Annotated in this window: 16 protein-coding genes; 11 read left to right on the top strand and 5 right to left on the bottom strand. The window is 56.9% G+C overall.

Annotated elements, in window-relative coordinates:
- Window positions 1–15: 15 nt before the first annotated feature.
- The 10 genes from HW561_RS12315 (at window position 16) to yddG (ending at window position 7,826) form a co-directional block, all read left to right on the top strand.
- Window positions 16–378, top strand: coding sequence for a hypothetical protein (locus tag HW561_RS12315; RefSeq protein ID WP_176865174.1), 363 nt, complete (start codon window positions 16–18; stop codon window positions 376–378).
- 87 nt (window positions 379–465) lie between these two features.
- Window positions 466–795 (top strand): hypothetical protein, encoded by a 330-nt coding sequence (locus HW561_RS12320; RefSeq protein ID WP_176865175.1) that lies wholly within the window; start codon window positions 466–468, stop codon window positions 793–795.
- 60 nt (window positions 796–855) lie between these two features.
- Entirely contained in the window at window positions 856–1,242 is a 387-nt protein-coding gene (locus HW561_RS12325; protein ID WP_176865177.1) for a hypothetical protein, read from the top strand.
- Complete coding sequence (locus HW561_RS12330) at window positions 1,239–2,210, top strand: sterol desaturase family protein (protein WP_176865179.1); 972 nt, start codon at window positions 1,239–1,241, stop codon at window positions 2,208–2,210. The genes HW561_RS12325 and HW561_RS12330 overlap by 4 nt, the downstream gene beginning before the upstream one ends.
- Before the next feature lie 92 nt (window positions 2,211–2,302).
- A complete protein-coding gene (locus tag HW561_RS12335; protein WP_176865181.1) occupies window positions 2,303–2,491 on the top strand; it encodes a hypothetical protein in 189 nt (62 codons plus the stop codon).
- A gap of 104 nt (window positions 2,492–2,595) precedes the next feature.
- Window positions 2,596–3,429, top strand: a complete 834-nt coding sequence (locus HW561_RS12340; RefSeq protein ID WP_176865184.1) for an EAL domain-containing protein — start codon at window positions 2,596–2,598, stop codon at window positions 3,427–3,429.
- 197 nt (window positions 3,430–3,626) lie between these two features.
- Entirely contained in the window at window positions 3,627–4,802 is a 1,176-nt protein-coding gene (locus tag HW561_RS12345; RefSeq protein ID WP_176865186.1) for an acetyl-CoA C-acetyltransferase, read from the top strand.
- Between the two features lie 187 nt (window positions 4,803–4,989).
- Window positions 4,990–5,712 carry an acetoacetyl-CoA reductase gene (gene phbB / locus HW561_RS12350; RefSeq protein ID WP_176865188.1) on the top strand — a complete coding sequence of 241 codons (723 nt, stop codon included), beginning with the start codon at window positions 4,990–4,992 and terminating at the stop codon, window positions 5,710–5,712.
- A gap of 303 nt (window positions 5,713–6,015) precedes the next feature.
- On the top strand, window positions 6,016–6,963 hold the full coding sequence (locus HW561_RS12355) for a transcriptional regulator GcvA (protein WP_176865190.1): 948 nt from the start codon (window positions 6,016–6,018) through the stop codon (window positions 6,961–6,963).
- Window positions 6,960–7,826: an aromatic amino acid exporter YddG gene (gene yddG / locus HW561_RS12360; protein WP_176865192.1), complete on the top strand. Its 867-nt coding sequence runs from the start codon at window positions 6,960–6,962 to the stop codon at window positions 7,824–7,826. Before HW561_RS12355 ends, yddG begins: the two co-directional genes overlap by 4 nt.
- On the opposite strand, the gene HW561_RS12365 is transcribed toward yddG, so the two are convergent.
- The 3 genes from HW561_RS12365 to HW561_RS12375 form a co-directional block, all read right to left on the bottom strand.
- Window positions 7,823–7,987, bottom strand: a complete 165-nt coding sequence (locus HW561_RS12365; protein ID WP_176865194.1) for a YdcH family protein — start codon at window positions 7,985–7,987, stop codon at window positions 7,823–7,825. The two genes, yddG and HW561_RS12365, sit on opposite strands and share 4 nt — an antisense overlap.
- A gap of 127 nt (window positions 7,988–8,114) precedes the next feature.
- On the bottom strand, window positions 8,115–8,882 hold the full coding sequence (locus HW561_RS12370) for a tRNA1(Val) (adenine(37)-N6)-methyltransferase (RefSeq protein WP_176865196.1): 768 nt from the start codon (window positions 8,880–8,882) through the stop codon (window positions 8,115–8,117).
- A complete protein-coding gene (locus tag HW561_RS12375) occupies window positions 8,879–9,094 on the bottom strand; it encodes a putative signal transducing protein (protein WP_037316655.1) in 216 nt (71 codons plus the stop codon). Before HW561_RS12375 ends, HW561_RS12370 begins: the two co-directional genes overlap by 4 nt.
- Before the next feature lie 56 nt (window positions 9,095–9,150).
- On the opposite strand from HW561_RS12375, the gene HW561_RS12380 reads away from it, so the two are divergent.
- On the top strand, window positions 9,151–10,149 hold the full coding sequence (locus HW561_RS12380) for a polyprenyl synthetase family protein (RefSeq protein WP_176865198.1): 999 nt from the start codon (window positions 9,151–9,153) through the stop codon (window positions 10,147–10,149).
- Here HW561_RS12380 and HW561_RS12385 read toward each other — a convergent pair.
- Window positions 10,142–10,963 (bottom strand): 4-(cytidine 5'-diphospho)-2-C-methyl-D-erythritol kinase, encoded by an 822-nt coding sequence (locus HW561_RS12385; protein ID WP_176865200.1) that lies wholly within the window; start codon window positions 10,961–10,963, stop codon window positions 10,142–10,144. The genes HW561_RS12380 and HW561_RS12385 overlap by 8 nt on opposite strands.
- Window positions 10,953–12,668, bottom strand: coding sequence for a tetratricopeptide repeat protein (locus HW561_RS12390; protein WP_408015380.1), 1,716 nt, complete (start codon window positions 12,666–12,668; stop codon window positions 10,953–10,955). Before HW561_RS12390 ends, HW561_RS12385 begins: the two co-directional genes overlap by 11 nt.
- Window positions 12,669–12,826: the final 158 nt, after the last annotated feature.

The raw sequence follows: 12,826 nt of genomic DNA on the forward strand, positions 1-12,826 counted from the left end.
GTGGGAGGGTACTTTATGAAACTCATTTTCAATCTGGCAGCCGCAGCATTGCTTGTCACTGGACTGACGTCTGTCGCTGATGCCAAAGAACTGAAAAAACAAAGTCAATTTGTCGACGCTGTAGCGGGTAAAAAACTTGTCAGTGGCGATACCTGGCTGGTTATTTCCCAGGACGGAAAAATTGAAGGCGTAGGGCGAAACAACGTAAAGATCACTGGTGCCTGGGTCTGGAACAAACGCTTCTGGTGTCGGAATGTCGTGGCAGGCCAGAAAAAATTTCCTGAAGATTGTCTGAAAGTCAAAATTGACGGCTCTCAGGTGGAGTTCATTCGAAACAAAGGCAAAGGCGACGGCATCGTCTACACGATTGCCAATTAGGAACGCGGCTTCTTCTGATTTGTGTTACACTTGAACCGGCCCGAATGGGCCGGTTTCTGTTTGTGACCTTACAGAAGGGAGGCTGCGATGAAACCAGTGGTTCTGTTGATTGGGAAGCTACCAAATGTAATCGGCGATGTGGCACGGCAACTGGATCACCTGCCAATCCAATGGCTGGGTGCACATGATCAGGCCGAGGTTCGGCACCAACTGGACACCGAACCTCGAATCGCATGCGCGATCATGGGTGCTGGCTTGGATGACACGGTACGTGGAGAGATGGTTGGCATCATCGCTTCGCGTCGCCCGGATATCTGCATTCATCTCAAAGACCGTACGTCAGGTCCTGAGGGCCTTGTCCCATTTGTGCTCCGCGTGGTGCAGCACGAAATTCTGGAACAGATGGAACGAGGCTGACGCCACGCCACCTTTGACAGCATCCTGCCCGCTTTGCACTCTGTCGTCGGGGAGGACGGAATGCCGCTAGAAATACTCTTGGTTTTGGTGGTCGGAGGGATTGCCGGAATCACGCTCCTGTTGCATCTGACCGGGCGATCAAGTCTGCGCGTTTTGACGCAAGAGATCACGCGGAGGGATTGGCAGCGTCATTTTCCAGACGATGTGGTGGTCGATGTCACCGTCTCGCATGATGGCCATGCCGCCTTGGTCCGGACAGAGACCGGCGCCGGTCTGTTGTGGTCCTTCGGGGCGGATACCGTGGGTCGGCATCTGTTGGACTTCGACTGGATCGAGCATGCGAACGGGTTTGAATTCCAATTTCACGACTTTGGCTCGCCCGGCGTTGTTGTTCACCTCGACGAAATCGAACGCCGTCACTGGCAGCACCTGATGGAGCCTTCATGACAGATCACGTGAGTTTTCCCGACGCCGTTCAATGGGCCGTCCCGTTTTTTATTGCCGCAATCTTGGCCGAATTCCTGTGGATCACCATTAAAGGCCGGGGTGGACGATATGAAACCCGTGATGCGGTGACCTCCCTAATCATGGGCGCCGGTAATATTGCCTCGGGGTTTGTGCTGGGCTTCATTGCTTACGCGTTTTTTATGTGGCTGTGGCAAATCACACCGCTGAACCTGGGCACGTCGATCCCGGTCATCATTCTGTGCTTTGTACTGGATGATCTGCGCTATTACTGGGTACATCGGTTCGGGCACCGCATCCGCTGGGTCTGGGCCAGTCATGTGAACCACCACAGCTCGCAGCATTACAACCTGACCACGGCGCTGCGGCAGACATGGACCTATACGTTCACCTTCATGATGGTTGTGCGTGCGCCCCTGATCCTGCTGGGTTTCCACCCGGCGATGGTATTGTTCGTAGGTGGCCTGAATCTGATCTACCAGTTCTGGATCCATACAGAAGCCATCGACAAGATGCCCCGCTGGTTCGAATCCATCATGAACACCCCCAGCCATCACCGCGCCCATCACGGCCGCAATGCCCGGTATCTGGATTGCAACTATGCTGGCGTGCTGATCATCTGGGACAAGATGTTCGGCACCTTCGTACCCGAGCAAAAAGACGACCGCGTCGATTATGGCTTGGTGCACAATATCGGCACCTTCAATCCCCTGCGCGTGGCGTTTCACGAATGGGTCGGCATCTGGCGTGACGCGACCCAACAGGGGCTGAGCTTGCGTCAGCGACTGGCTTATTGTTTCGCCCCGCCCGGTTATAGCCACGATGGCAGCAGGGACAATTCCGAGCAGATCAAACAAAAGCATCTGACCCGCCACCCTGAAGACCGGGGGACGCCCGGTTTCGAGCAATTTGACGAGAACCTGCCCAATACACAGGCGGAACAAGCCTGACATCGCCGTAAGGGAAGTTCGTGAGCTTGAAATTCGGCGGTTATACTCCATATACATCTAGATGTTTTGAGTATGAGTGACCGGAGACCGAAATGACCCGCGTGACAACTGTATCAACCGCTATTGGGCTTCTGGGTCTGGTTCTGGCAATGCTCGCCGCGATGGCCAGCGCATTGACGGCATTCGTAGCCGTGGGATTTGTCATGATGCTGCTGGGCGTCATGGGCGCCCTCATCGGGGCCGCCACGTCGTTGACCCGTGCCTGGCAATCCGCGCGCTGACGCCGAGTTTCACGTTTTTCCAAACCCCTTAACCGCAGATTCACTTGTTTGCCCTGAAACTGTATCCGAACCCTAATTCGGCTACACACGGGGAACCGGCACTCATGCGGGACAAGAAACTTGCAGATCTTCCTGAAGGGTCGGAAAGCCCGTTGAACACCGCGATCTCGGTCCGGGATCGCTCCGCCCTGCAGATGGCCACGGATGCGGTGAAACACAAGCAATGCAAATTGGCGTTTCAGTCTGTGATGCAGGCGCAGCCCCCACATGACGTCGCCTTTTATGAGGGGTTCATTCGCGTTTTGGACGAAACCGGGCGGGTTATTCCCGCGCGTGAGTTCATGCCACAGGTCGAAAATACGCCAATCGGTCGAGAGCTGGATTGTATCGCGCTGGAAATGGGATTGCGGACGCTTGTACGCAATCCAGACATTCGCCTGTCGATTAACATGTCCGCGCGGTCGATCGGTTATGCCCGCTGGTCCCGCCTGTTGGAGAAGTTTCTGAAAAGAGATTCCAGCCTCGGCGAACGGCTGATCCTTGAGATCTCAGAAAGCTCTGCGATGCAAGTGCCCGAACTTGTCGTCGATTTCATGGATCGGTTGCAGGAACGTGGCATTGCCTTTGCGCTCGATGATTTCGGCGCCAGCAACTTCAGCTTTCGCCATTTTCGGGAATTCCTGTTCGATGCCGCCAAGATCGACGGGCAATTCGTTCGCGGCATCAGCGAGAACCCGGACAACCAAGCGTTGGTGCGCGCGTTGATCGCCGTTGCCCGTGAATTCGAAATTCTCGTGACCGCCGAATCGGTTGAAACACAGCAAGATGCAGAGTTTCTCGTGGCCAGCGGCGTTGATTGCTTGCAGGGCTTCCTGTTTGGCGCCCCTTCAGTCTCACCGCCATGGAAGCAGATAACAAGCTCTAAAACAGGGACTTAAGCGCGATACGCGTTCGCGGCAATTCGCCCGTCCTGACGCTGAGACAAGCTGTCCGTTGCTGCAATTGCAGCATTACGTTATGGCAGAGAGTGCTGGAGCGGGGGATCACGAGGCGCTCTTGTACCGGGAGGGGTCCTCTCTCTACCACCTGCGCCGTCAGATTTCCCACAGGACCATGACGGTAAAGGACTGATTATATGACCAACGTAGTAATCGCATCCGCCGCACGCACAGGCGTCGGCAGTTTTGGCGGTTCGTTTGCGAACACCCCTGCACATGATCTGGGCACTGCTGTCCTGGAAGCAGTCGTCGAACGCGCCGGAATCGACAAAGGCGACGTAAGCGAAACCATCATGGGCCAGGTTCTGACCGCCGCTCAAGGCCAGAACCCTGCACGTCAGGCGCACATTAACGCGGGCCTGCCGCAGGAAAGCGCGGCCTGGGGCATCAACCAGGTCTGTGGCTCGGGTCTGCGCGCCGTGGCGCTGGGCGCACAGCACATTCAGCTGGGCGATGCCGATATTGTCGCAGCCGGTGGGCAAGAGAACATGACCCTTTCACCCCATGCAGCGACCCTGCGCGCTGGTCATAAAATGGGCGACATGAAGTACATCGACACCATGATCCGCGATGGTCTGTGGGATGCCTTCAATGGCTATCACATGGGTCAGACCGCCGAAAACGTCGCTGAAAAATGGCAGATCAGCCGCGACATGCAGGACGCATTCGCCGTCGCGTCGCAAAACAAAGCCGAGGCCGCGCAGAAAGCTGGCAAGTTCGCCGACGAGATCATCCCTTTCACCATCAAGACCCGCAAGGGCGACATCGTGATGGACAGCGACGAATACGTCCGCCACGGCGCCACCATGGAAGCTATGGCCAAACTGCGCCCCGCCTTTGCCAAGGACGGCTCGGTCACGGCGGCCAACGCATCCGGTCTGAATGACGGCGCCGCCGCAACCCTGCTGATGTCGGCCGAAAACGCTGAGAAGCGCGGGATTGAGCCGCTGGCCCGTATCGCATCCTATGCGACCGCCGGTCTGGACCCGTCGATCATGGGCGTCGGCCCGATCTACGCATCGCGCAAAGCGCTGGAGAAAGCCGGTTGGTCGGTTGACGATCTGGACCTGGTCGAGGCCAACGAGGCCTTCGCCGCGCAGGCCTGCGCCGTGAACAAGGACATGGGTTGGGACCCGGCGATTGTGAACGTCAACGGCGGCGCCATTGCCATCGGCCACCCGATCGGCGCGTCGGGCTGCCGTGTCCTGAATACGCTTTTGTTCGAAATGAAGCGTCGCGACGCCAAAAAAGGTCTGGCGACCCTTTGCATCGGTGGCGGCATGGGCGTTGCCCTGTGTGTGGAGCGCGACTAAGTGCTTTGATAACAAGTTGGAAAAGGGCGTCCACCGGGCGCCCTTTTTTGTTACAATGGACTTCTACCCCTTAGATGCGACGATATTGCCACCCGGAAAACCGAAACTCATGACGAAACAATATTGCGCAATTCCAACTCAATAAATAACACTATTATCAAGCTAATAAAAATTGGAGGATTCTTTAATGGCACGTACAGCACTCGTAACCGGCGGCTCTCGCGGCATCGGCGCAGCAATTTCCAAAGCGCTCAAGGCCGAAGGGTATAACGTTGCGGCCACCTATGCGGGGAACGACGAAGCCGCAGCGAAATTCACCGAAGAAACCGGCATCGCCACTTACAAGTGGAACGTTGCCGACTATGACGAATCGAAGACCGGTATCGAAAAAGTCGAAGCCGAGGTTGGCCCGATCGATATCGTTGTCGCCAACGCAGGCATCACCCGTGACGCGCCCTTCCACAAAATGACCCCTGAGCAGTGGCATCAGGTCATCGACACCAACCTGACCGGTGTTTTCAACACCGTCCATCCGGTTTGGCCCGGCATGCGTGAGCGTAAATTTGGACGTGTGATCGTGATCAGCTCGATCAACGGTCAAAAAGGTCAGTTCGCACAAGTGAACTATGCAGCGACCAAAGCGGGCGACCTGGGCATCGTCAAATCGCTGGCACAAGAAGGTGCGCGCGCAGGCATCACCGCCAATGCAATCTGCCCGGGCTATATCGCCACGGAAATGGTTATGGCCGTTCCCGAGAAAGTCCGTGAATCGATCATCAATCAGATTCCGGCTGGTCGCTTGGGGGAACCAGAAGAAATCGCACGCTGCGTGGCCTTTCTGGCGTCAGAAGATTCACAGTTCATCAATGGCTCGACCATTTCAGCCAATGGTGCGCAGTTCTTCGTCTGATGTCGGCGCATTGGAATGAAAACGGGCCGGTCCTTTTGGACCGGCCCTTCTGTTATCCCGTAAGAACACGCGCGCTGTGTTCAGCGGGAACCGAACAACCAGCTTAGCGCACGATTGATCACTCTGGACCGTTCAAGATGCGCGCGATGAAAGGCGCGGGCAGTTGCGGAGTTGGTTGTGACCTCGATCATTGCGAATTCCTCTCAGATCAGTATTATTTGACTTATGGTAAATATGAAACCTGAGTTCCCGCATGACAAACGAGCTTTTTACAACGTTCAGTTAAATAAAACTTATGTATAAATGAGCGAACACCTACCTCCCCTGACTGCCCTGCGCGCCTTTGATGCAGCTGCGCGGCACATGTCTTTTGCAAAAGCGGCCGAAGAACTGCATGTAACACCGGCAGCTTTGTCATTTCAGATCAAATCGCTTGAGGAGCATTTGGGCCGCCCTTTGTTCCGTCGCCTGAATCGCGCAGTGGAGTTGACCGAGGCCGGTCGGGCGCTGGCACCGGGCGCAGCTGAAGGGTTTGCAACCTTGCACGCAGCCTGGCGGGCGGTGGGGCGGCAAGGGAACGACACCAGCCTTACGGTCACCGCAGGCCCGGCTTTGACGGCAAAATGGCTGGCGCCGCGTCTTTATGACTTTGCTCGGGCGCATCCTGACATCGATCTGAAGTTTTCGGCCACGCTGCGCAATATGGATTTGGAGCGTGACGATGTGGATGTGGCCATTCGGTTTGGCTATGGGCAGGACGACGGGTTATATTCGGTGCCTGTCAGAAAAGAGTGGCTGACACCGGTTATGACACCAGAACTGGCCGAGAGGTTCGCAACCCCCACCAGCCTTAAGGATGCACCGCTGATCCATGATGAATCCATCAATTTTCTATCCCCACCCTGCGACTGGCCCGCGTGGTTCCGGGCGGTTGGAATCGATTTCACCCCCAGTCATGGCGCGCATTTCTCGAATGCGGATCACGCGATTGACGCGGCTGTTGCGGGGGTTGGTGTCGCACTGGGCCGCCGCGCGATGATCCTCAAGGACCTGACCGAAGGGCGGCTGGTTGCCCCGTTCAAAGTCGCCCTCGAGACCAAGGGGCGATTCCGCTTTCTCTGCCTCCCCGGTGCTGAGCAACGGCCTCAGATCGCGGCATTCAGGGATTGGTTTCTGATCGAGATTGAAAAAACAGCGCATATATCGGACGAGTTCAAGATCATACCGATAGAAGAGGTATCAAAACAATGACCAGAATGCGTGCGACAGTGATCGGCTTTAGCGCCGTTCTGCTTTGGTCATTGCTGGCGCTTTTCACTGTGGGCTCTGCACCGGTGCCACCACTGCTGCTGAACACCATCTGCTTTTCCATCGGTGGAACGCTGGGACTTATCTGGGCCTGGTCAACAGGTGGACTGCGGCAGCTGCGCGAGGTTCGTTGGACCACCTATCTGTTCGGTGCTTTTGGACTGTTCGGCTACCATGCGCTGTACTTTTCCGCCCTCAGGATGGCGCCAGCGGCCGAAGCGGGTTTGATCGCCTATCTATGGCCTCTGCTGATCGTGCTGTTTTCAGGACTTTTGCCCGGCGAGCATCTGCGCATCGGTCACTTAATCGGGGCATGTCTCGGCTTTGCGGGGGCGGCTGTTATCATTGTCGGCGGGGGCGAATCCGGGTTTCAGGCTCAGTACCTGGTCGGGTACGCGCTGGCCTTACTGTGCGCGCTGACATGGTCGGGATATTCCGTTTTGTCACGCCGGCTGGGTGATACACCCACCAGTTCGGTGGCCATCTTCTGTCTTGCTGCGGCACTTGCTTCAGGTGTGCTGCACCTTGCATTGGAAGAAACCACTTGGCCCAGCAATGCGATCGGTTGGGTATCGGTCCTGGCGTTGGGCCTCGGGCCGGTCGGGTTGGCATTTTATGTCTGGGACATTGGGGTCAAACGCGGCGACATCCAAATACTAGGCACCGCATCTTATGCGGCACCATTGCTGTCTACCTTGGCGTTGGTTTTGGCACAGATCGCCGCCCCGTCGTGGGGGCTGGCGATCGCGGCTTTGTTGATCACTGGCGGAGCCGTTATAGCAGCACGCGCCAGCCTGAATCGTTAAACGGACAGGCGTTCAATCTCTTCTTTCAGCTTTAGCTTCTGTTTCTTGAGTTGGACGATGTGGAGATCATCGATGCCTGCCGAGCGCTGGGCTTGTTCTACTTCGTGACCGAGGGTTTCGTGTTTCCTTTTCAGTTCCGTCAGATGTGCGCTCACGCTCATGGCGATCCTCCTTCTTTGGTGTCTGAGATTCACGTAAGAAGTTGATCACATCGTTTCCACCCTGTCACGCCGCAGACGCACAGAATCTGTCATAAATCCGACAATTTCGGCTGGTCATTGCCGATAATCATTGAAATCGAAGCAGCGCCTCACCATCGCGCAATACGGCAGACACCTCGGATGTATAGCTTTCGCCATCTCTCACGTGCTGCTCGCCCCTATGCAGAAACAGCGGCGCATGTAACTGAAACGCGGCCCGCCCGCCCTTGCGCGCCCGCAGAATCACCAATTCCGCTGATCGGTTCTGACGCGGGCACAGTGGCAGCACTTGGATCGCCCCCAACCGACCGGCACAGGCTGACAGCATGTCAGGCAGGCGGTCGGCTTTTTGAATCATATGCAGGTAGCCCCGCGGCGCCAGACGTTTGGCGGCTACTTCGATCCAATCTGCCAGCGGCGTTTGTTCACCCAATGCAACGCTGCGGCCTTGGTCAGACGCGGGGCTGTGCGCTCCGGATCGGTAGTAGGGTGGATTCGCGATGACATGATCAAATTGGCGCTGCCTGAGATCAGACGGCAAAACGCCAAGATCTGCGTCGATCACCTCTAACGGAACTTGGTTCTCTGCCGCATTCCTGCGCGCCAGTTCAGCGTAGGCTGGCTGCACCTCGACTCCGGTAACCTGCAATCCCGTCACACGCGCAGCAAGGCACAAAATCGCCGCCCCTGCCCCGCATCCAAGCTCCAGCACGGACTGGCCAGACGTGGCTGAAACGGACGCAGCCAGTAGGACCGGATCCACCCCTGCGCGATATCCAGACACTGGCTGCAACAACCGTACGCGCCCACCCAGAAAGTCGTTGCAGGTCAGGTCGCTGTCATCGAAACGGATCATCGACCCAACGGGATCTCATTGTCGCGCATCACGCGTTCAGCGCGGGTCAGATCATCGGCACGGACCATCAGGCGCCGGGGGAAGATTCCGATGCCGCCTTCGAGGATGCTCATATTTACGTCCATCTGAAAGCAGTCTATATCCTCGCCCTCAAGGAGAGCGGATGCAAAGGCCAGGATTGTCGGATCGGTACTGCGCAATAGTTCTTTCATGGGGATGGATGTAAGGGCAAGGCGAGGCAGAAGTCGAGCCTTGTATCAGGAGTGTGATGAACGTCGACACAATCTCGAAACCGCACGAGCGGCTCGCCGAAATTCTGACCGATGAAATGGAGGCGGTGAACACGCTGATCCGCGCGCGGATGGCGTCCAAGCACGCTCCACGAATCCCCGAGGTCACAGCGCATCTGGTTGAAGCAGGCGGAAAACGCCTTCGCCCGATGCTGACCCTCGCGGCGGCACGACTGTTTGGTTATCCGGGCGACCACCATGTGCGTCTGGCCGCAACGGTTGAATTCATCCACACGGCAACCCTGCTGCATGACGATGTGGTGGACGAAAGCGCTCAGCGGCGCGGGCGTCCCACTGCCAACCTGCTGTGGGACAACAAATCCAGCGTTCTGGTAGGCGATTACCTGTTTTCCCGTAGCTTTCAGTTGATGGTCGAAACCGGATCGCTGCGTGTTCTGGACATCCTAGCAAACGCATCGGCCACGATAGCCGAGGGCGAGGTGCTACAAATGACCGCAGCCACAGATCTGGGTACCGATGAAAATGTATACCTTCAGGTCGTGCGCGGCAAAACCGCAGCCCTGTTTTCGGCAGCGACCGAAGTGGGCGGCGTGATCGCTGGTGCGTCAGAAGAGCAGGTCAAAGCACTGTTCGAATATGGCGATGCACTGGGAATTGCCTTCCAGATTGCGGATGACCTGCTGGATTATCAGGGCGAAAGCAAGGCCACCGGTAAGAATGTTGGCGACGATTTCCGCGAACGCAAGCTGACGCTACCGGTGATCAAGGCCGTGGCACAAGCAACACCTGACGAACGTGCCTTCTGGGAACGCACGATAGGTAAAGGCCGTCAGCAAGACGGCGATCTGGATCATGCTCTGGCGTTGATGAACAAATACGAAACGCTGGAAGCGACGCGCCTGGACGCTGTCGGCTGGGCGACCAAGGCCAAAGCGTCGCTGGATGCACTGCCGGATCACGAGATCCGCACCCTTCTGCGTGATCTGGCCGACTACGTGGTCTCTCGCCTCAATTAAGTTGGGTTGCGCGGCACCACCACTCGGGATGTGCCGCGCCGATTTCATAAGCCGCAAAATGCGCCGCCTTCATCGACGGGTAAAGCGCGAAGCAGGTCGAGCCCGAACCAGACATGCGAGCCATCAAGGCGCGGCTGGTCATCCAGAGCTCATCCAGAACAAACTCGATTTCGCGGGCCACGCCCATGGCCGGAATCTCAAGATCATTACGTTGGTCACGCAACCAATAAGCACAATCCTTAGGCGTTTCGAATTCAGGTACAATATCTGGCATGGCTGGATTATGCCGTATCGCCAGCGCCTTGAAGACCGAACCGGTCGGCACCGGGATCCCCGGATTGACCAGAACCGCGGGCAGATGCGGTAGATTTACAGGCGTAAGCCTATCACCGATTCCTTGCATTCTTGTTGCTTTGGCTGCCATGCAGACCGGCACATCGGCCCCCAATGACAGCGGCAAATCTGCGGGGACTTCGTTCCCCTTACCGGACAGAGCCCACAATGTTGCAGCGGCATCTGACGACCCGCCACCAATTCCCGCCCCGTGAGGCAGCACTTTGTTCAATTCAATATGCCCACTCCAGCCGGTTGCTTCGGCTGCTTTCCAGACCAGATTCCGATCATCCGAGGGTACGCCTTCCGCATATTCGCCCTGAACCGCCATCGATAGGCCCGGGCCGGACGTGAGCTTCAGCTGGTCACCCACATCTGCAAAAACAACCAGCGAATCCAGTAGGTGATAGCCATCCTCGCGCTGGCCGGTCACGTGCAGGGTCAGGTTGATCTTGGCAGGCGCAAAGGCCTTAGTTGCCATTGGCAACCTTCAGGGGGTCTGCGCCTTCTTCGGCCAATACTGTGTCAAGGCCCACGTCGATCTTGCGGCGGATGCGTTCAGGATCGGCCTCGCCATCAGTATCTTCGGGGTCAACGAAAGACAGCGCGCGTTTCCACTGGAACTCGGCCTCGCGGGCACGACCTACCGCCCAATAGACATCACCCAGATGGTCGTTCACCACCGGATCCACAGGCATCAACTCGACCGCGCGCTCCATGTGCTCAACCGCATCGTCATAGCGACCAAGGCGAAACAATACCCAGCCCAGACTATCGATAATATAGCCACTGTCTGGCCGCGCTTCGACGGCGCGCTCGATCATACCCAGCGCCTCATCCAGATTCTCTTGTCGTTCGACCAGCGAATATCCCAGATAGTTCAGGACCTGAGGCTGACCCGGGTTCAATTCCAACGCGCGGCGGAAATCGGACTCGGCTTGGTCCCAATTCTTGAGGCGCTCATGCGAGATGCCGCGCGCGTAGTGCAGAAACCAGTTACTGCCTGACGCATTATCGATCAGTGCAATTGCCGTGTCATAAGAAGCAATTGCAGCCACATAGTTCTCCTGTTGTCGCTGCAAATCTGCAAGCGCGACATGAACTCCGGGCAAATCAGGTTGTTGCGCCGCCAGATTTTGCAGAACTTCAACCGCAGCGTCAGTCTTGCCGGACCGACCCAGAACCTCTGCACGGCCCAATTCTGCCGCGTGATAATCCATACTGTCCGGTGGCACCATTCGATAGGCGGCAACAGCCAGATCATCCTGATTCAGGTTTTCGAGCAATTCAGCGCCTAGCAAAATGGCGTCAACGTGATCCGAGCGCAGAAAATTCGCTATGCGCACATACAGCAAAACGTAATCCTTGGACGCTTCGGTATTCAGCGCTGCCCCCACCGAGAAGAAGATCTCGGCCATACCATCCCGCACAGATCGCACATGGGTAAATGGCAAGGTTTCACCCGCCTTCAGCCGCCCCGTATAGTTTTCCAAAGACGGATCGTTGCCTGCGGCAAAGACTTTGTCCAGAAACTGGAGCGCATCCTCATTGCGATCCAACTGCGACAGAACCTCAGTCCGGGCCAATGCCGCGCGACGCGAGAACTGGGCAACGGCGCCGTCATTGGCTGCGAAGATTGTCTCAGCCCCTTCGAAATCGCCGATCGAGGCCAGCGCCATTGCCTTGTGATACAGCGCGAATTCTTTCAGACCTTCCTGCGTGGACACAGTGTCAAACTGTTCCATCGCCTTGGTCATCTCACCTTGGCCCAGATAAGCCCAGGCGATCATCAAGCCATCAACCAGCGGCCCGACACCCTGCGATTCGGGGTCCCGCGCCAGCAGTTCATCCAGCTTTTCATCGGCAATCAGATTGGCGGAAATCACCATGCGCGCAGGCTGGCTGGGCAGGTTAGCATCCTCGATGGTTCGGGCAATCGGCAGGGCGCGCTTGACCTCACCCAGTGCAAGGCGCGCAACCAGGACGCTTTCCAACAGTTGCTGGTTTTGCGGATCGAATTTCAACGCCTGCGCATAGTATTTTTCGGCAGCGGAATAATCGCTTTCGTATATCGCCTGACGCCCGGCCAGATAAGATCCAGCCCCCGTTTCCGAAAAGACCGGCATTGCGACTGACGAAGAGAACAGCACGGCAAGAACCGCGCGACGAACCAGGGAAACCACCAAAATCCTGCCTTGTTGTCATTGACTGAACGACAAGCTAGGGCTTTGCCTGGGAAGAGGCAATGGCAGAGCCTTCACGACCCTGCCAGCGCCCGTATTTTCGCTTACATGTTTGGATAGTTTGGTCCGTCACCGCCCTGCGGGGTGGTCCAGGTGATGTT

The sequence above is a fragment of the Ruegeria haliotis genome (genome assembly GCF_013377785.1).
GTDB classification, from domain to species: Bacteria; Pseudomonadota; Alphaproteobacteria; order Rhodobacterales; family Rhodobacteraceae; genus Ruegeria; species Ruegeria haliotis.